At 62.9% G+C, this 18523-nt stretch carries 15 protein-coding genes; 6 read left to right on the top strand and 9 right to left on the bottom strand.

Annotated features, from left to right (window positions below):
* Positions 1-46 precede the first annotated feature (46 nt).
* Together I6E51_RS02065 and I6E51_RS02070 are read left to right on the top strand one after the other, a co-directional pair.
* Positions 47-850: a FadR/GntR family transcriptional regulator gene (locus tag I6E51_RS02065; RefSeq protein WP_197109277.1), complete on the top strand. Its 804-nt coding sequence runs from the start codon at positions 47-49 to the stop codon at positions 848-850.
* A gap of 97 nt (positions 851-947) precedes the next feature.
* Positions 948-1652, top strand: coding sequence for a cache domain-containing protein (locus tag I6E51_RS02070; protein ID WP_197106729.1), 705 nt, complete (start codon positions 948-950; stop codon positions 1650-1652).
* Here the strand turns inward: I6E51_RS02070 and I6E51_RS02075 are convergent.
* Entirely contained in the window at positions 1639-1890 is a 252-nt protein-coding gene (locus tag I6E51_RS02075; protein WP_197109278.1) for a hypothetical protein, read from the bottom strand. The two genes, I6E51_RS02070 and I6E51_RS02075, sit on opposite strands and share 14 nt — an antisense overlap.
* Positions 1887-2450, bottom strand: coding sequence for a GNAT family N-acetyltransferase (locus I6E51_RS02080; protein ID WP_197109279.1), 564 nt, complete (start codon positions 2448-2450; stop codon positions 1887-1889). Before I6E51_RS02080 ends, I6E51_RS02075 begins: the two co-directional genes overlap by 4 nt.
* Positions 2451-2558: 108 nt before the next feature.
* Between I6E51_RS02080 and I6E51_RS02085 the strand changes: the two genes are divergently transcribed.
* Together I6E51_RS02085 and I6E51_RS02090 are read left to right on the top strand one after the other, a co-directional pair.
* A complete protein-coding gene (locus I6E51_RS02085; protein ID WP_197109280.1) occupies positions 2559-3371 on the top strand; it encodes a shikimate 5-dehydrogenase in 813 nt (270 codons plus the stop codon).
* A gap of 70 nt (positions 3372-3441) precedes the next feature.
* Positions 3442-3705: a ribbon-helix-helix domain-containing protein gene (locus tag I6E51_RS02090; protein ID WP_197109281.1), complete on the top strand. Its 264-nt coding sequence runs from the start codon at positions 3442-3444 to the stop codon at positions 3703-3705.
* Positions 3706-4059: 354 nt separating this feature from the next.
* Here the strand turns inward: I6E51_RS02090 and I6E51_RS02095 are convergent, their stop codons facing one another.
* The 5 genes from I6E51_RS02095 to gabT form a co-directional block, all read right to left on the bottom strand.
* Positions 4060-4752 carry an SIR2 family protein gene (locus I6E51_RS02095; protein WP_197109282.1) on the bottom strand — a complete coding sequence of 231 codons (693 nt, stop codon included), beginning with the start codon at positions 4750-4752 and terminating at the stop codon, positions 4060-4062.
* Positions 4753-4925: 173 nt separating this feature from the next.
* Positions 4926-5921: a ParA family protein gene (locus tag I6E51_RS02100; protein WP_197109283.1), complete on the bottom strand. Its 996-nt coding sequence runs from the start codon at positions 5919-5921 to the stop codon at positions 4926-4928.
* Between the two features lie 312 nt (positions 5922-6233).
* Positions 6234-7370: a class I SAM-dependent methyltransferase gene (locus tag I6E51_RS02105; RefSeq protein WP_197109284.1), complete on the bottom strand. Its 1137-nt coding sequence runs from the start codon at positions 7368-7370 to the stop codon at positions 6234-6236.
* A 209-nt stretch (positions 7371-7579) separates the two neighbouring features.
* On the bottom strand, positions 7580-9046 hold the full coding sequence (locus tag I6E51_RS02110; protein ID WP_197109285.1) for an NAD-dependent succinate-semialdehyde dehydrogenase: 1467 nt from the start codon (positions 9044-9046) through the stop codon (positions 7580-7582).
* 120 nt (positions 9047-9166) lie between these two features.
* Positions 9167-10543 (bottom strand): 4-aminobutyrate--2-oxoglutarate transaminase, encoded by a 1377-nt coding sequence (gene gabT, locus I6E51_RS02115; protein WP_197109286.1) that lies wholly within the window; start codon positions 10541-10543, stop codon positions 9167-9169.
* Positions 10544-10703: 160 nt separating this feature from the next.
* Between gabT and I6E51_RS02120 the strand changes: the two genes are divergently transcribed.
* The gene (locus I6E51_RS02120; RefSeq protein ID WP_197109287.1) at positions 10704-12278 is read left to right on the top strand and encodes a PucR family transcriptional regulator; all 1575 of its coding nucleotides are present in this window, start codon (positions 10704-10706) and stop codon (positions 12276-12278) included.
* A gap of 117 nt (positions 12279-12395) precedes the next feature.
* A complete protein-coding gene (locus I6E51_RS02125; RefSeq protein WP_197109288.1) occupies positions 12396-13760 on the top strand; it encodes an NAD-dependent succinate-semialdehyde dehydrogenase in 1365 nt (454 codons plus the stop codon).
* Between the two features lie 21 nt (positions 13761-13781).
* On the opposite strand, the gene I6E51_RS02130 is transcribed toward I6E51_RS02125, so the two are convergent.
* Entirely contained in the window at positions 13782-16583 is a 2802-nt protein-coding gene (locus I6E51_RS02130) for a hypothetical protein (protein WP_197109289.1), read from the bottom strand.
* Positions 16580-18439, bottom strand: a complete 1860-nt coding sequence (locus I6E51_RS02135) for an HSP90 family protein (RefSeq protein WP_197109290.1) — start codon at positions 18437-18439, stop codon at positions 16580-16582. The genes I6E51_RS02130 and I6E51_RS02135 overlap by 4 nt, the downstream gene beginning before the upstream one ends.
* Between the last annotated feature and the right edge of the window lie 84 nt (positions 18440-18523).

Genomic DNA, 18523 nt, shown 5'->3' on the forward strand with positions numbered 1-18523 from the left:
GTCACAAAAGGGCAACGGCTCAGGTGATCGGTGCGAGAATTGGCCAATGCACTCGACCGACTCGGCAGACGCGCCGCGAAAAAGTGCGGTGGTCGCCGACGACACCGCACGCTCTCGCGATGCCTCGAGGCCCGGCCGGTTGCAGGGTGCGCTCTTTCAGTCGATCGGTGATGCCGGTCGCGCCGAGCTCGTGGAACGCCGTCTCGCCAGCGCAATTACGGGCGGCCATCTGCGGGCAGGGGAGCGTCTTCCCTCCGAAAACGACCTCGCTCGAAGCTTCGGCGTCGCGCCGACTACCGTGCGCGAATCGCTGCTGGCTCTGCGCAGCCAGGGCCTGGTGGTGACTCGTCGCGGTCGCAATGGCGGCAGCTTCGTGGCGGACTCAGCCGATCCGGTTGCCCACGCGCGCACCGCCTTGGCGGCAACATCCCGCGTCGCACTTCGCGATTTGGGCGCCCACTATGCGGCCATTACCGCCGCCTGCGTTCGTTTGGCAGCGCGCCGAGCGGTGCCCTCGGAGGTGCAGCAAGTGCGCTCGCGCCTGGCCCGCCTCGACGAGTCAGATCTCGAACAGTGGCGCAGCACCCTCGACGATGCGCAGATCGAACTCGTCGCGCTGAGCCAGTCGGCCCGTCTCACTCGTGAACAGATGCGATTGCAGGCCGAAATGTCACCGATGCTTCGCCTGATTGACGTGGATGAGACATCCCGTCAGGCCCAACCTGCGCTGTTGGCGAGTGTCGTGGATGCGGTGGAAGCCGGCGACGACCACGAAGCCGTTGCGGCCACCGAACGCATGGTGGATGCCGTGATCAACGCCCTCATCGATTTGCAGTCGCAATCACGCTGAACTAGCGGTGCAGGGCATCTGGTGCATAAGATGCCACGAACAGGATCAGTCAGAGTAGGCGGCACCCGATGATTACCAGCCATAACGCGGCGCAGCGATGACGACAGCAACGAGCACGAGCACAGCAGCTCGCGCGGCGGCCATCGTCTCGCAGTATTTCAGCGCCCCGATCGCCAGTCTCGAAGCCACCGCACTTCTGCTCGGCACCGAGCTAGCGGCATCCGGAAACCTCGGCCCGCTTTCGTCTCAGCAGATTGACGCGCTAGTGGAACCGCACGCTCTCGCGACGGTTGCGCTGCCCGATGTTCACATCTACGGTGCCGGGTTCATCGCCGCCGTTGGACTGCTGACGGATGAGCGAAACCACCTCTCGTGGTGGCAGGGCGATGACCCCAAACGCCTGCTTTTGGCCGCGCAATCGGTGAACAAAGAGCACATCGATTACAGCGAACTCGAGTGGTTCCGTGTGCCGATGGAGACCGGTCGCGGTCACGTTGCCGGGCCCTATGTCGACTACCTCTGCAGTGATGAATACACGATCACGATCGCCGCGCCCGTGCACATCGACGGCACCTTCGTCGGGGTCGCTGGCCTCGATCTCCTCATCGATTCGGTCGAACGGCAGCTGCTGCCCAAGCTCGCCGAACTCGGCGACAAAGTGACCCTCGTCAACAGCGTCGGCCGCGTCGTTATCTCGACGGATCCGCGTCACGCGACCGGCGACGCCGTGCGCGGTGGCGCACTTGCCGAACTCGAGCGCACTGCCTGCGAGGGCGTCGCGCTGGAGATTATCGCGGAGTAGTCGGGTCGCCAGTTTTCTCGGCGGGGCTTAGGGCGAGCGCGAGCAGAACGATCGCGGAGATGGCGAAGAGCCCGATGCCGACGATCGTGGTGGTGCTTACCCAGGGCGAAGCCCAGACCGGGTCGAGGCCCTGTTCTTCGCGAAGGCGGTAGTTCATGCCCTCGATTACGGTGAGGGTGATGGCGGTGATCAGGCCGAGGCCGCCGACGACAGAGAACCACACAACGATGCGCTTCATGAGACGTGTTCCAATCCTGCGCTGCGAGAGGAGTTCGCGAGCATCTTCGTAAGAACTTCGAACTGCAAGTCATCGCGCCGCGGGGTGCCGACGCGCTCATCGCCGTAGGGAAACGGTTTCGTGATGCCGGTGCGCACGTAGCCGCGGCGTTCGTAGAACGCGATGAGTTCTTCCCGCACATCGATCACGGTCATCTGCATCACGGTGACTCCCCACTCCCGAGCCGCGTAGTTCTCAGCCTCGGCGAGCACGACGGATCCGAGTCCGCTGCCCTGCTGGGTGGGATCGACGGAGAACATCCCGAAGTAGCCCTCGCCGTCGACATCCGCCACGTGCGCACACGCCACAAGCTGGTCGCCTCGCTCCGCCAGCAGGATGGTTGAACGGCCCCGCGACAGATCCGTTTCCAACGCTGCGGCGTCGATGCGCTCGCCATCGATCAAGTCGGCTTCGCTCGTCCATCCGGTGCGGCTGGCTTCGCCGCGGTACGCCGACGTAACCAGTGCGACCAGGGCGGGGATGTCGTCGGTCGTTGCTGCGCGGAAGGTCAGGGTCGTCATGGCAGCAGCTTAGGCGCGATCGGAGGGTGGGGCGAAGCCTCCGCAAGCGAGGGTGACCGTGTTGCCGTGGGCAGACCACCGGGCGTTCTGCGCGACCATAATGGGTGAATGCCGATCCTCAATAAAGACATGACGCTGTGCATTTCGCTGGCCGCACGCCCCTCTAATCTCGGCACGCGCTTTCACAACTATCTGTACGACGAACTCGGCCTCAACTTCATCTACAAAGCGTTCACGACGAGCAACATTGAGGATGCCATCGCCGGGGTCAGGGGCTTGGGCATCCGGGGTTGTTCCGTTTCGATGCCGTTCAAAGAGGCAGTGCTTGAGCTTGTGGATGTCGTCGAGCACTCGGCCGCAGCGATCGAGTCGGTGAACACGATCGTGAACAATGACGGCGTGCTCACGGCATCCAACACTGACTACGAAGCTGTCGCGGATCTGATCGCACGCCACCAGCTCGACCCGTCTTTGTCGGTGCTGGTTCGCGGATCGGGTGGCATGGCCAAAGCGGTCGTCGCTGCCTTCCACGGTGCCGGTTTCACTGATGTGACGGTGCTCGCGCGCAATGTCGAGGCGGGCGAAGCGCTGGCCGCGAAGTATGGCTACCGCGCCGTAAGCCTCGACCCGCAGCCGGGCCACGCGGTGATCGTCAACGTCACCCCGCTCGGGATGGCGGGCGACTCAGCCGACGAACTCGCGTTCACACCCGACCACATCCGCGCCGCGCAGACGGTGTTCGATGTGGTGGCGTTCCCGGCCGAGACCCCGTTGATCCGGGCGGCGCGGGATGCCGGAAAACTCGTCATCACGGGCGCTGAAGTCATCGCGCTCCAGGCCGCGGCGCAGTTCGTCCGCTACACCGGGGTCACGCCGACGCCCGACCAGATCGCGCGTGCGTCGGCGTTCTCGCGGGAGTAGTGACTCGTTCTGAGGCTGAACGCGACGCGCTTTCCTTGTCGATGTTCGAATTTCGTATTACATTAAACATATGAGTACAGGTGAATCGGTAAACGGAGTACCCGTCACGGAAGAGCAGATCGCCGCATGGGCTGCTGAGGCAGAGGTAGGGTATGACGTCGCCAAGCTGAAGGAGCGTGGGCGGGGTCGTCCCGGACGAGGCGCTGAGCCTTCGCAGGTCGTCGCATTGCGGCTTACACCTGACGAACTCGCAGCGATTGACGCCCGCGCTGCACGCGAACATAAGACTCGCTCGGAGACTATTCGCGACGCGCTCACCTCGTACGTCGCGTGAAAGTTCACGATTCGCTCTCAAGCATGGCGTTCGGTCGGAAGACTCAATCCAAGCTGCGACATGGTAGCGCTGGTTTGAAGACCTTGATGATGATTCGCATGCGCGCCAGCTGCGTTTAGGATTCGACACGCAGGGTCGACTGCTGGAGACAGTTGTTCTCGTTTCCGACAGCGGAGATGAACTGATCATCCAGGCGGCGAAAGCGCGGTCACAAATGTTGGAGCTGCTGGAGTCCGGCTTTTGCAGAGATCAGCTGCCCTCGACCGGCTCACCAAGATCAGACTCGATTTCTCAGCATTCTGCTGGGGAGTTAGCGTGGGCCGCGAGCTGAACCAAACCCGCGACGCCGAACCCTCACCAGCCTTGACGCTCAGCTATCTCTTCTCGACTGCTTTGGACCGCTTCCACGAGTTCGCTGAGCGATTCGGCGAGCTCTGCGTGGCCATTGGCGCGATCGTACCTAAGCAGCCTTATGTTCATGTCGTCTCGAATTCCGCCGTCGCGACTCTCATGTACCTCATCGGCTGGAGACGTCATGAAGTGCACCGGAGCTGACGGATGAGCGCTTGCGTGGTTCTCCAGAAAAAGGACTAGATCGGGATCGCGCAGGCTGGTTCCAATAAACAAGAAAGTGTGGGTGAGCAGCAACGCGTCGATAAGTGTCTGAAATGCGGCGTATTTGTAGCGTAGGGCGGCGTAGTCGCGCCTCGTGAAAATCGTGGTCGATGGTTGATCAATCGTTCCGTGGACTTTCAGCACCCCGCGGTAATCGCCTCGCATCAACTCCGATGTGTCCGGGTCGTAGTAGTGAGAAATTCGGACCGTTTGGCCGGACTCTTGCTGGGCATAGACGTCGTAAATTTTGTCGAAGTTAGGCGTAGCAACGATGCGGCTATCTAATTGGAAAATTGAAGTGTGGGTGGCCGAGGGGGCGTATTTCGGCGTTACGAATGCTGCGGTGAGGAGACCGTTCCACTCGTCTCGCAACGACGCCTGCAGCAGGCCACAAGCGGAAAGGTAGTCTCCCTCGGCCATCAACGCTTTCACGGGGCCTCTGTCGCCAGGCATTTTGTCTACGCAAGCCTGTAGAAATTCTGACCAATCAGGCGGGCGACTAGTGCCATCGGCGACAGAGACGGACCCTGCTGACGCTCCGGCGCCTAGATAAATAACCACTCGTCGTCTGGCTATTGCGTCTATGAGGGCGCTGGGCCAAGTGATCATGATAGACGAGCCATGTTCGCGGAGAGATTTTTGGCGATTTCTCCAATGATCTTCTCGAACTCCTTCACTTTCTGGAAGTGAGCACCTACCACACCGTCGGTGCCTTTGAGTTCGAAAATAGGTTTGCGAGAACTCTGCGACATTGGGACAAGGCTGTGCAAATTAGGTATGGTTCCCAGATTGTAATCAGAGAGGTTCAGGCCACCAGTCACAGTATCGTCGATGAAATTACGATCGATTGCGAACGGTATTTTTCTCATCAACTCCTCATAGGCTCGCACCGGACGCCTAGATCCCGTTGCGTCACGTTTCGCTGTGTACTGCTGCGATACGTACCCGGCGAACTGCAAATGCCAATCAGGGTCCGACACTTCGAGTTCATCGAGCTCTTGGCTTTGCTGCAGTCCAGACTCCAGCTGTTTTTTCCATTTCTCGACTGAGTTGGAGATATTTTCCATAGCCCGAAGACTAAAGATGTCGATCGACATCGGCAGCACAAAAAAGTCTGCAGCGAGAAGCGCGGCCCGATTGATCGCTCCAAGGGACGGCCCCATGTCAAAAAGAACTAGGTCATAGTCTTGACACTTTTCTAGCAAGTTCGAGAATACGAAGCTCGTTCGAAGTCCACGAGTATTCCCCGCGACAGCTTGCACCCAATCTGTCGCGAGGAGGTCCTCTGTGAGTGCTAATCGGGGGTCTCCGGCGATGACATCAACGCCGAACGCATCGCTCCGAATAGGCAAAAGGTCGGTTGAGAAGCCCCGCCCCTGGGCGAGTGGGCGAATTACTTTGTCTACCGTGAATTTGTCGTTCTCGTAAATATCGTTGACAACTTCATCGCCGAAAAGATTCTGAGTCGCGTTGCACTGTGGGTCAGCGTCCACGATTAGAACTGAGTAATTTAGGCGCAATGACAAATAGGCCGCAAGATTGCACAGAAGAGTGGTTTTGCCCACCCCTCCCTTGTTGTTGAATACGGCTATCGACTGCACTGATGCTCATTTCTTCACAAGATTGATTGATCGCATTCTATGGGGTGGAGGCGAAAACGGAGAGTATCTCGTTTGCCTAATTGTCTCCTCATTTCGTTGAGTGCGGTCGGTGGAGGGGTGCCGAGCACGGGCGAGATCACCGACGCTATCTAACCTTTGGGTCGCCGCAACCGCAGAATCGTCGATTCCAATGCGGTTCGAGAGATGCTTAGAGCGCTCCGAGCGCTGTAGGCCTACCTAATCGGCGCGATGTGGGTGTTCTCTTTGCATGATGAGGCTTGTGAGCGGCGAGGTTCCATTGCGATTGAGCAGCTACTCCCGCACCGACACCGTCACCGTGAACTTGCTGTTGCGTCCGGCCTGGCGGGTGGGGCCGACGGTGCGGTTCAGGTAGTCGCGGTATCCGAGGTGCGTGTTGAAGACGACCCAGAGTTGGCCGCCGGGTTTGAGCACGCGGCGGGCGTCAGCCAGCATCCGCAAAGCAACGCCGGCATGCACTGTCGCGCCGGTGTGGAAGGGCGGATTGCACACAATCAGATCAGCACTGGCCGTCGGCCGTTCGGTGAGGGCATCTTCGCGCGCTGCCTCAACTCGCGCTCCGACACCGTTCGCGTCGGCCGTTTCGCGGGTCGATGCGACAGCGGCGATGGACTGGTCAATGGCAACCACGTGCAGGTCGGGGCGGGCGAGAGCGAGCGATGTGGCGAGCACTCCGGTGCCGCTGCCGAGGTCAACTGCAGTGGCAGCATCCGGTTTCATCTCGGGCAGGAACGTCAGGAGAAAGCGGGTGCCGATGTCGAGGGTGGCCCCGGCGAAAGCACCGCCGTGGGCGCTCACCGTCAGCTCATCGACGGGAAGCTCGGGCTCGCGCAGCACTGACGTCGTCGGATAGCGAGCTTCGACACCGTCGCGTCGCGGGCCCAACGACGTGAGCGTGCGCGACTTTTGGCGAGCACGACCGGCGTTCACGTCATCGAAGGAGCGGCCGAGGATCTCGTTCATCGCTAAGGTCATGTGCTTGATGCGACCGCCCGCAATCACCACGACGTCGGGCGACGCGAAGCGGGCAATGGCCTGAGCCCACTCATCCAACTCGGCCAAGCTGCGCGGCAATTGCATCAGCACCAGGCGGGCGCCCGACAGCAACTCCGCGCCCAAAGTGTGCGACGTGTAGTGCGGCGCAAGATCGCCGGCGTTCTCGGCCAGGGCCAGCTCCGACACCAAAGAATCTTGAAACACGCGGATGCCGCGGCAGTCGTGCAACGACGCCGCGCCCAGCGTGAGCGCCCCATAGTTGTCACCCATCACGACGAGTTCACCGGGTTGGATATCGGCCAATTGCGATTCGGCCTCGTCAAGAATGAGGCGATCGCTGGCATCCACCGCGAAAAGGTTGGGGGCTTCCACGTCGGGCCAACGTCGCAGAGTGGCGAACAGGTGCTCAGACATAGAGGAAGCTCTTTCGGTGGCGCGGCACCGCAGCAAGGCTGAGCGGCTGAGCCCAATCGTAGCCGAGCCCCTTAACCCAGAAAGCGCGCAGCCCCGGCACTAGTGGGGCCACTCGCTCACGGGAATCTAGTTGTAGCCGCGTGTGATGTGGGGCTCGTCAATGCACAGAGGGCATTCCTCTAGATGCGCCGACGGGATGCAATCGCACATTAGCTATTGGGAACGAGCGTGTACTTAGTAGAGAGGTACTCGTGGATGCCTTCCGAGCCGCCTTCGCGACCGATGCCGGACTGCTTCACTCCGCCGAAGGGGGCGGCCGCGTTGGAGAGTACGCCAACGTTGAGGCCCATCATGCCGGTGTCGAGGGCATCGATCATCCGGTTTCCACGGGCAAGGCTTTCGGTGAACACATACGAGACGAGACCATATTCGGTGTCGTTCGCGAGGCGCACGCCCTCGGCTTCGTCGGTGAACTCAACGATCGAGACGACCGGTCCGAAGATTTCTTCCCGCAGGATGTCGCTGTCGGCGGGAACGCTCGACACGATCGTGGGCTCATAGAAGCTTCCTTCGCCGTCAACGCGCTTGCCGCCGGAGACGAGGGTCGCGCCGCGCTTCACGGCATCCTGAACCAACTCGTCGGCTTTGTCGACGGCCTTGTCGTTGATGAGCGGGCCGATGTTGACGCCGTCTTCAGTGCCGCGACCGATCTTCATGTCGGCGACGCGAGCAGCGATCTTCTCGGCGAACTCGGCAGCAACTGAGCTGTGCACGATGAAGCGGTTGGCGGCGGTGCAGGCCTGGCCGATGTTGCGGAACTTAGCCGCAATCGCACCGTCTACTGCCTTGTCGAGATCGGCGTCGTCGAAGACAACGAACGGGGCGTTGCCGCCGAGTTCCATCGAGGTGCGCAGAACGTTTTCGGAGGCCTGCTTGATGAGCGCCTTGCCCACCGGGGTGGAGCCGGTGAACGAGAGCTTGCGCAGGCGAGAGTCGGCAATGATCGGCTCCGACACTTCGGAGGAGCTCGAGGTCGTGACGATGTTGAGCACGCCAGCGGGCAGGCCAGCCTCTTCGAAGAGCTTCGCCAAGAACAGGGTGCTGAGCGGCGTGAGCGCGGCGGGCTTCACCACGACCGTGCAACCGGCGGCCAGTGCAGGGGCAATTTTGCGGGTCGCCATTGCGAGCGGGAAGTTCCACGGCGTAATAAGGAAGCACGGACCAACCGGGCGCTGCGAGACGATCATGCGACCGGTGCCCTCAGGGGTGTTGCCGAAGCGACCCGAGATGCGCACGGCCTCTTCGCTGAACCAGCGCAAGAACTCTCCGCCGTAGGTGACTTCACCGTTGGCCTCGGCAAGCGGCTTGCCCATCTCGAGCGTCATGAGTAGGGCGATCTCGTCGCGGTGCTCCTGCACGAGATCGAAGGTGCGACGCAGAATTTCGCCACGCTCGCGAGCAGGTGTCGCAGCCCAGGAATCCTGAGCGGCCACTGCGGCGTCAAGGGCGCGCATGCCGTCTTCTGCCGAGGCATCCGAAATGGTGCGGATGACCTTGCCAGTAGCCGGGTCAGTCACGTCAAGCGTCTTGCTGCCTGTTGCGGCAACCCACTCACCGCCGATGAACAACTGGTTCGGCACTGCTTCAAGAAGCTGGGTTTCGGTGGAGTTCGTCATTCGGTGTGCACCTTTCGTGGTGGGGAAATCTGCAAGTCAGTCAAACAGCGCTAGCTGAACTTCGGCTTGGCGCCGCGTGGGCGGGCACTGAGCGCGCGCCCAGTGCCCGCTGGCCGCGAGCTAGGCCTTGGCGAGAGCGTCGCGAACGACGTCGAGGCCGTCAGCGATGAGCTCGTCAGAGATGGAGAGCGGCGGGAGGAAGCGGATGACGTTGCCATAGGTTCCACAGGTCAGCACGACAACACCGGCGGCGTGCGCTGCAGCCGCGACCTTCGACGTGAGGGCTGCGTCGGGTTCTTTCGTGGTGGGGTCGACGAGTTCCATCGCGATCATGGCGCCACGGCCACGAACATCTCCGATGCGGGGGTCGCCGGCGCGGAGTCCGTTGAGGCGGCCACGGAAGGTGGTTCCGATTTCACGGGCACGCTCAATGGCGCCCGATTCTTCGAAGGTGCGGATGGTGGCGAGCGCTGCGGCACAGGCGATGGGGTTTCCACCGTAGGTTCCGCCGAGTCCGCCGACGTGGGCGGCATCCATGACATCGGCGCGACCGGTGACGGCCGAAAGCGGGAGGCCGCCGGCGATGCCCTTGGCGGTCACCATGATGTCGGGAACGAGGTTCTCGTGGTTGGAAGCGAAGAGGTCTCCGGTGCGAGCGAAGCCGGTCTGCACTTCGTCAGCGATGAAGATCACGTTGTTGGCGGTGGCCCACTCGCTGAGGGCTGGCAGGAATCCGGGGGCGGGCTCAATGAAGCCACCTTCGCCCTGGATGGGCTCGATGATGATCGCGGCGAGGTTGCTGGCGCCGATCTGCTTCTCGATCTGCAGGATGGCGCGGGCTGCGGCATCCTCACCACTGATTCCGCCATCGCGGAACGGGTACGACATCGGTGCGCGGTAGATCTCGGGCGCGAAGGGACCGAAGCCGCTCTTGTAGGGCATCGACTTGGCGGTGAGGCCCATCGTGAGGTTGGTGCGACCGTGGTACGCGTGGTCGAAGGCCACAACGGCCTGCTTGCCGGTGAAGTAGCGGGCGATCTTGATCGCGTTCTCGACAGCTTCGGAGCCCGAGTTGAAGAGGGCGGTGCGCTTCTCGTGGGTGCCGGGGGTGATTTCGTTGAGCTTCTCGGCGACCGCGACGTAGCTTTCGTAGCCGTTGATCATGAAGCACGTGTGGGTGAACTGGGCGACCTGAGCGGTGACAGCTTCGACAACGGCGGGTGCCGCGTTGCCCACACCGGTCACGGCGATGCCGGATCCAAAGTCGATGAGGGTGTTGCCATCAACGTCGAGAAGCACGCCACCACCGGCAGCTTCGACGAAGACGGGGAGAGTGATGCCGATAGCGGAAGGAACCGCCTGCTTTTTGCGCTCGAGCAGTGCCTGCGAGCGGGGCCCGGGAATCGCGGTGACGAGGTTGCGCTTCTGCGGAAGCGAGGGTCCGCCAACCGGGGCCGGGGCCGCGGGAGCCGTGGAGGTGGAAGAAGAAGTAGACATGGCCACCGGTATCCAATCTGTGTAGACGATGTTCGTTCGTGCAGGCGAGCTGCGGCGTGCAAACGTTTGGTTCAATTTAGTTCGCGGATGCCCGGCACAACAGGCACAGAGTGGCACTCGTTGCGGCAATAACTGACAGAATGGCAGCAGGAGGATTGCCATGCCCACACCCCTCGCCGACGTGATCGCGACCGAGCGTCTCGCGCTGCGTCCGCTCACCGCCGCTGACACCTTCGAGCGCACGGTCACGTGGGTGCACAACTCCGACCTCGATGATCCAACGCCCTTCGTCACCGAGGGCCAATTGCTGCTCACGACCGGGCGCCAATTCGTCGACAACGCCGCCCCGGATGCCGAGCCCGACTTCGATTCCTACGTCGCCAGGCTCACGAGCGCTGGCGTCGCGGCGATCGGTTTCGGTACCGAAGTGATCACCCACGGAGTGCCAGCCGGCCTTGTCGCAGCGTGCTCCGCCGCCGGGCTTCCGCTCTTCGAAGTGCCGTACCGCATCCCGTTCATCGCCATCAGCCGCCTCGTCGCCGACAACGAAGCCGAGCAAGCGCGCGCCGGCTTCGACCGCGCCCTCGCCGCCCAAAACGACATCGCCAGCGCCGCCGTCGGCAAAGGCCGCCTGCCTGCTGCGGCTGCCCGCGCCGCCGAGCACCTCGACTGTGGCGTCTGGATTTTCGACGCCGACGGCGAGCTCGTCAGCGACAGCTCCGAACCTCAGCGCGGCGGCCCAAGCGGGCGCGGAGTCGCCGGCCGTGCATCCGCCAGCCGTCCCGCGGATGCCGCCCCCGCCATCCGCAGTTCGGTCACGACCTTGCTGGGTCGGGCTCGTCGCGCGCGCGTCGTTGAGCAGTTGCCGGGTGAGTACCGCGTGGTGCAAACGCTGGGCCCAAGCGGACGCTTGTGCGGGGCTATCGCGTGGTCGCGCGACACCGAATTTGGGGCACTCGACAATTCGGTGATGACGGTGTTGGCGGCGCTCGCCGAGGTGTCGCTCGAGCAGACCGAGAATTTGCGGGTGGGCCATCGGGCGATTCTGGAGCAGCTTTTTCAGTTGTTGAAGGATGGCCGGGTCGACAGTGTGCGGCGTGCGGTGCGGGTGGCCGGCATCGAGTTGCCGGCGGAACGTTTCGCGGTCGCGGCGCTGGAGTTGAGCCAGACCACGGCGAGCGTTCGCGATGTGCTCGAGCGTTGGGCCGCTCGTGCCGAGAGCACGTTTTTTGCGGTGGCCGATGGCCGGCACTTGCTGGTACTGATCGATGCGAGCCAGCTGCGTGCCGAGAAACGATTCTTTGCCGCCAACGAACTCACCGTTGGGCTCTCGGCGGTGCTCGGGTGGAGCGAGCTGAACGTCGCGATCACCCAGGCGGTGCGCTCGCTTGAGGCGGCGCCGGCCGGAACAATCACCGAATTTGACAGCCTCGTGGGCGAGAGCTTTTTCGGGTTGCTGGCGTCGAGTTCGGTGGCCGATATTGCTCACGCCCGCCTCGCTAGCGTCATCGAATCGGCCGACGGCCTCGCGCTGCTGCGGGCGGCGCAAGTGTGGCTGCGGCACAACGGTCAGTGGGATCCGGCGGCACGCGAGTTGGGCATCCATCGGCACGGGTTGAAGTCGCGGATGCAGCGGCTCGCCGACCTCACCAATTTGAGTCTCGACACCTTCCAGGGCCGTGCCGAGTTGTGGGCGATGTTGGCTGCGATCGACCTCGGTGAAACCGGCTCGTAGCCGCATCGAGAATCGGCGCGCAAAAACTCTAACTTCCAATTTTCAGGATTTCGCCTGTAGCCTACGAACAAATCTCGGCGGCGTCGCCGGTCATTTTCGAGCAGCGAGGAGCCTCTCATGAAGACCTTTCAAGTGATCAATCCCTACACCGGCGAAGAGGGCACGGCCCACCCCGCTGTCAGCGACGAAGTGATCGAGCAGATCGTCGCCGCAGCCCACTCTGAATACAACGGCGGAATGAACCGTGATCAGGTAAAAGAGCGTGCAGCGATCGTCACGCGTATCGCCGACCTTCTCACCGAACGTTCGGCCGAATTCGGCGAAATTATCGTGCGCGAAATGGGCAAGCCTTTGGCCCAAGCGGTGGGTGAAGTTGAGTTCTCCGCCGACATTTTCCGCTACTTCGCCGACAACGCTGAAGCGTTCCTCGCCGACGAACAAATTCCCGCCGGATCGGGCACTGCGTGGATTCGCAAGAGCCCCATCGGCCCAGTTCTGGGCATCATGCCGTGGAACTTTCCGATCTACCAGATCGCTCGTTTCGCCGGCCCGAGCATCGTTCTCGGCAACCCTGTTTTGGTGAAGCCAGCGCAGCAGTGCCCCGAGTCATCGGCCGCACTTGAAGCGCTCATTCACGAGGCCGGTTTGCCGATCGGTGGCTACCAAAATGTGCTCGCCGACAACGACCAAATCGCCGCGATGATCGACGACCCCCGCATTCAGGGAGTCTCGCTCACGGGCTCCGAGCGTGCCGGTGCGATCGTCGGCGCTGCGGCCGGAACCAACCTCAAGAAGAGCGTGCTCGAACTGGGTGGCTCCGACCCGTTCATCCTCATGTCGACTGACGACATGGATGCCACGGTCGAGGCTGCAGTTGCGGCTCGTGTCGACAACAACGGCCAGGCCTGCAACGGCGCCAAGCGCTTCGTCATCATCGACTCGCTCTACGAAGAGTTCGCCGAGAAGTTCAGCGCCGCGATGGGTGCCATCACGGTCGGTGACCCCATGGATGAGAGTACCGAGCTCGGACCGCTGTGTTCCGTAGCCGCCGCCGAAAACCTCGAAGAGCAGGTCGCAGAAGCAGTGGCTGCCGGCGCCACCTTGCGCGTCGGAACCGGCAAGCGCGACGGCACCAAGTTTGCGCCAGCCGTGCTCGAGAACATCAGCCCCGAGAACCCTGCGTACATCACCGAGTTCTTCGGACCGGTCGCTCAACTGCACCGTGTAGCCAGCGAAGAAGAGGCCATCGTGCTCGCCAACGCGACGCCGTTCGGCCTCGGTTCGTACGTCTTCACAACGGATGCCGAGCAGGCCGACCGCATCGCTGACGGCATCGACGCTGGCATGGTTTACATCAACGAGGTCGGCGCGGATGCTCCCGAGCTGCCTTTCGGTGGAGTCAAGAACTCCGGCACCGGTCGCGAACTTGGTTCGCACGGCATCGACGAGTTCATGAACCGCAAGCTGGTCAAGCGCCCGTAAGTGCCGGGGCGCCTCGGCGCCCTACGCGCCTTCAGCGAGAGCTCGGGCGGCCGCTGCTTCAGCGGTTCGTCCGAGCTTGTCAAGGCTTTCGGCGAGATCAAACGCGGTGATCTGACGCAGGCGCTCGTGGTCGGCAGCTTGCTCCATCACTGACTGCAGCACCGCCACAGCTTCGTCGTGACGCCCCTCGCCGGCCAAAACGTTGGCAACGAAGCGTTCGCAGTTCGCACCCGCAACGGGATCGCCTGCCGCGCGGTATTCATCCGCTGCTGTGAGTGCGAGTGCCACCGACTCCTTCGGCTTGCCGAGGCTCGCGAGAGAGCGTGCCTTCGAGTCGGTCACGTCGGCGTGCAACCAATCGGCGTTGTGTTCGGCGGCCAACGCCAGCACCTCATCCAGTGCCTCAAGGCCGGCGGCGTTGCCCGCTTCGGCGTGAGCGCGCCCCGACTGGTGCAGCACGCGCACAAGCAGGTTGAGGTCGTCCGGTGTAGCGCGAGCATGCGTCACAGCATTCTCAAGCAACGTTGCGGCCGTCTCGTGGTCGCCGTGTTGCGCGTGCACACTCGCGCTGTCAGCAAGAGTCCGTGCTGCGCTTTGGGTGTCTCCGGACTCAAGGTACAGCTCCGTTGCGGTCTCCCAGGTGCCAACAGCAGAACCCGGTTCGCCAGAGTCAGCGAAACCGTGCCCGAGCCAAAACAGAGTTTCGCCGCGGCTGCCGGGCGCGGCCTGCGCAGCAGTCTCTTCTTCGAACAGCGAGAGCAAAAGCTCGATGGCTTCTGCCGACTCTCCGCCGCGCACGAGCGCTCGGCCGAGGGCGTAGCGCGCCCCTACGGTCTCGATCTCGAGGCGTTCGGCATAGCGGATTCCGAGACGGAAGCGACCAGCGGCATCCGTGAACTGTTCGGCTTCGTCATAGAGGCGTCCGGCCAGAATGGTGGTGTCGTGCAGCGGGCCAGCAGCATCGATTGCATTGGCGCATTCGGCCGCCGCATCCGCGCTAGCGGCACCGGCAGCGAACTGGCCGCCACTGCCCAAAATGCGGGCACGAAGCGCGTGCGCGTGAGCCAAAACACCGCGGTTGGATGTCGCCCCCAGCAGATCATCAAGGTGCGCGAGTGCGCGATCAGTGTCGCCAGCGGTGGCCGCCAGATCGGAAAGATACCGCAGCGCGTGGGCGCGCAGCAGGGGCATCTCGCCAGCCTCGGCGTGCACGAGTGCACTCGCCGCGAGCTTCGTCACAGCCTCGAGATCGGGCTCCTCGCCGCGCAGCAGCACGCTCAGCAGTGACAGCTCGATGTCGGCGATCTGGGCGGGAGCCAACTCCTCCGAGACGCCAACAGCGACGCTCAGTTTGTCGAAATCGTCTTGCTCGGCGCGACCAAACAGAGAGAGGCCGAGCAGCTCTTCGAGCGACGCTTGCGCCTCGTTGCCGTGCTCACGGAGAGCCGGGATACGTTCGGCGAGAGCAGCCTCGGCTGCAGCGAGATCGCCGGTAGCCACGAGTCCGGCAACCAACGTGCTGAGGGCAGCCGTGCGCTCCGTGCCCGTTGCCAGTTCCGCAGCCTTACGCGCGGCGGGCAATGCGGTGGGAAGCCAACCAATTGCGGTCAGCTCTTCTGCTCGCAGCAGCCAGCCGGCGGCATCCGTCGGTTCGGCGTCGGCGGGAGTGGGGGCGGCAAGAGTTTCACTCGTGAGGCTGAGGGGATAGTTCTCGTTAGCGAGATTTTTAGCCTTCTGGATGCGCGTGGCGCGGTAGTTGTTGTCGGCGCGTTCGTCGAATTGGTCGCCGATCCGGCGCGCGGCAGCCCACGTGGCGGTGGCAAGTTCTTCGGCGGTCCAGGTGCCGTCGTGCTCTCCGAAGAGTGCCGTGAGTTCGTTGCTTTCGGCGCCGCGAACAACTTGCTCGCCGAAGCCGGCGGCGGTCACGGCGTCGAGCAGCACACCAGCGGCGACGAGACCGGAGAACTGGCCGTCGGCGTTGAGCTGGTCGTGCACAAACCACGAGAGGTGGCGTTCGAGCATGGCCAGGCCGCGGGCTTCATTGCCGGTGACGGCGCAGAAGATGAAGTGATTGGCGATGATGCTGAGGTTGTCGGCGTTGTCGCGCGCGAGGTTGTAGCTGCGAAAGTGGGCGGCGCGAGCATCATCGAGGCGGCCGGCGCGCAGGTAGGGGAGCAGGGCGCGCGAGAGGGCGGCTTCTGGCTCATCGCCGCAGCTGTAGCCACCTTCGATGAGTTCGTCGAAGAGCACGATGGCTTCGGCGTCGCGCCCGGTTTCTGTGAGGAAGCCGCTGGCATCGCTGCGCACACAGGCGTCACAGTGGCTGTAATCGTCGCGGGGCGTCACGGCGAGTTGGGCGCGCAATTCTTCGGCGCGGTCGAGCTGGCCAAGACGCCAGGCCGTGGCGAACTGGGAGGTCAGCACGCCGCTCTGGCCGATTCCGGCGTCGCGGTAGTGGCTCTCCATGTCGGCGAGAGCGCCGGAGATGTCGTCGGTGCCGAAGATGGGTGAGCTCGCGAGGGTCGTCGCGATCCACTTGAACTGCCACATGAGCCCGGCACCACCTTCGACCACGTCGTCGGGAAAGCGCACAGGGTCAGCGTCGTGCTTGGCGAGGCACCACGCGAATGAGGAGAGCAGAGCTTCGGTGTCGCCAAGCTGATTCGCGGATGCCGTCAGCCGAATGCGCGCACGGTACTCCAACTCTTCGTCCCCCAGTTCGACCGCGAGCGCAATCGCCTCATCGACGCGAGCTCGTTCCTCGGGGCCGAAGGCCATCGTGTCGATCTCGCTGAACAGTTCGGTGATGCGGGCGACGCTCATAGGGAAGAACTTTCTGGGAGGGAATCACCGAGTGCGACACTCATGGCGATCAGATCTGACATGGAATTGGTCATCATGGCGCGGTCGCGCACGCTGAGGGGGCGTTGGCTGGTGAGCAGGGCTTGAACGTAGAGCAGTTCGATGGTGCGGGAGAAGACGGCGTCATCACTCAGGGTGGAGAGGGTGACGACGACGGGGTTGTTCCAGTTGAGGCACAGGCGGGCGAGGGATTTGCTGGTGCCGTCGCTCGCGAGGCGTTCCTCGGCGAACGCATCCATTTTGCCGAGCACGTCTTTCCACAACCCGGGGCGACTGATTTCGCGGGCCGCCCGACGGTCGATGGAACGCAAGACTTCGGGGTCGGCGAGGTAGAGGCCCGTGACGTCGGTGGCGGTAACGCCGCGCACAATCACAGCGCAGCCGGCATCCGCGAGCACAGCGCTGGCACGGTCTTCGAGCTTTGCGACGACACTGCGCGCGTCAAGCGGTGGCACCTCGAGAAAGTCGAGTTCGTCGAGCACGCTCACGCGGTCGACGGTGAGTCCGTTGACAAGAGTGGGGAGCAGGCGGGCGATCTCGGTGTCGTAAATATAGCCACCGTTGATCACTGGACGGTCGGGGCTCGCGATGCTCGCGATCTGCCGAAATTCGTCCACCGTTTCGGCGTAACGCAACTGGGTGTGATCGCGCGTGAGGCTCTCAATCGTCATGCGCCCCAGCGTGGTTTCGACGCTCAGCCACGGAGTGATGAACTTCGCGAGTTCTTCGTCGTGGATCACGAGCGACTTGAGAGCGAGTGAATGAATCTGCACAAAGTCGTTGAGCTGGGCCGGATGCCGGGCCGCCATTTCGAGCACCCACTGTCGCAGCACCGTGCCGATTGCTGCCCGCGTGTGCTCGAGGATGTCGTCGTCCACGAGCGATTCGCGGCTTGCCGTCGGGGTGAGCGAAGTGCTGTTCAGCACGACGCGCACGAAGAACGCCCAGTCGGGTAGCAGCGCATCCACGTTCTCGCTCAGCAGCATCCGGCCAAGGTAAACGCGGTTTGCTTGACGAGCCCCTGGCGGTGGCGAGTGGGGCAACACATAGGCGACACCCGTGGTGCTGGTGCCGGGCACACTCAACGGAATGGCGGCGAAGGGCTCAACGCCGAGCAACTCGCGACCGTAGATCAGCAGCTCGGATGCCGTGGCGGTGTGAGCATCGAGGAACGGCGCATCGTGCGTGACGGTTTCAACACCGCCGCCGGGCAGGTCAACGCGAACCCCCACCGGCAGAAACTCGGCGAAGGTCTTAGCCAGGGCGAGCACCGTCGAAGTGCCGAGCAAGTCGTGCTGATCGAAGCGCGGCTTGAGCGAGACGGTGGTGCCGATGGGGAGGTCGCCCTCCAACTCGCGCACGCTGAACGTGCCGTCGCTATTGCCGATCCACTCCACTGGGGCTGAGCCGCGAGCGGAGCGGGACTGAATCACAATCTGGTCGGCCACCATGAAGCAGCTCAATAATCCGATGCCGAACTGCCCGAGGTAGTCGCTGCGCGGCAGATCGAAGATGTCGCGTTTCGAGGAGCGCCCGACGGTCGAGAGCAGCTCGGTCATTTCGTCGGCGGTGAGCCCGATGCCGTCATCCTGAAACTGGAATGTGTCGTTGTGCTCGCTGAGGGGAGTGATGCGGATGCCGCGGCTCGCGTCGTCACCGTCGAGCTCAACCCGGGCGGCCAGCGCATCGCGCCCGTTCTGCAGTAGCTCACGCAAATACACTCGCGGACTCGAATAGATGTGCTTGCTCAGGAGGTCAACGACTCCCGTGAGGTTCACTTGAAAGGAGTGGAGATCGTCTCGGGAATCGGCGTTCACCCCAAAAGTCTCTCATCTGTTGGTCGATCTCTCGAAGTACACAGCGTTCACCTAGCCACGAGAGACCGCGCGGGTATAAAGTTG

The sequence above is a fragment of the Salinibacterium sp. NSLL17 genome, from assembly GCF_015864935.1.
Classification (GTDB): domain Bacteria; phylum Actinomycetota; class Actinomycetes; order Actinomycetales; family Microbacteriaceae; genus Rhodoglobus.

Excerpts from the sequence above, each read along its gene's own strand:
- I6E51_RS02065 (WP_197109277.1), top strand. The coding sequence starts at position 47 with ATGCACTCGACCGACTCGGCAGACGCGCCGCGAAAAAGTGCGGTGGTC.
- I6E51_RS02070 (WP_197106729.1), top strand. The coding sequence starts at position 948 with ATGACGACAGCAACGAGCACGAGCACAGCAGCTCGCGCGGCGGCCATC.
- I6E51_RS02075 (WP_197109278.1), bottom strand. The coding sequence starts at position 1,890 with ATGAAGCGCATCGTTGTGTGGTTCTCTGTCGTCGGCGGCCTCGGCCTG.
- I6E51_RS02080 (WP_197109279.1), bottom strand. The coding sequence starts at position 2,450 with ATGACGACCCTGACCTTCCGCGCAGCAACGACCGACGACATCCCCGCC.
- I6E51_RS02085 (WP_197109280.1), top strand. The coding sequence starts at position 2,559 with ATGCCGATCCTCAATAAAGACATGACGCTGTGCATTTCGCTGGCCGCA.
- I6E51_RS02090 (WP_197109281.1), top strand. The coding sequence starts at position 3,442 with ATGAGTACAGGTGAATCGGTAAACGGAGTACCCGTCACGGAAGAGCAG.
- I6E51_RS02105 (WP_197109284.1), bottom strand. The coding sequence starts at position 7,370 with ATGTCTGAGCACCTGTTCGCCACTCTGCGACGTTGGCCCGACGTGGAA.
- I6E51_RS02110 (WP_197109285.1), bottom strand. The coding sequence starts at position 9,046 with ATGACGAACTCCACCGAAACCCAGCTTCTTGAAGCAGTGCCGAACCAG.
- gabT (WP_197109286.1), bottom strand. The coding sequence starts at position 10,543 with ATGTCTACTTCTTCTTCCACCTCCACGGCTCCCGCGGCCCCGGCCCCG.
- I6E51_RS02120 (WP_197109287.1), top strand. The coding sequence starts at position 10,704 with ATGCCCACACCCCTCGCCGACGTGATCGCGACCGAGCGTCTCGCGCTG.
- I6E51_RS02125 (WP_197109288.1), top strand. The coding sequence starts at position 12,396 with ATGAAGACCTTTCAAGTGATCAATCCCTACACCGGCGAAGAGGGCACG.
- I6E51_RS02130 (WP_197109289.1), bottom strand. The coding sequence starts at position 16,583 with ATGAGCGTCGCCCGCATCACCGAACTGTTCAGCGAGATCGACACGATG.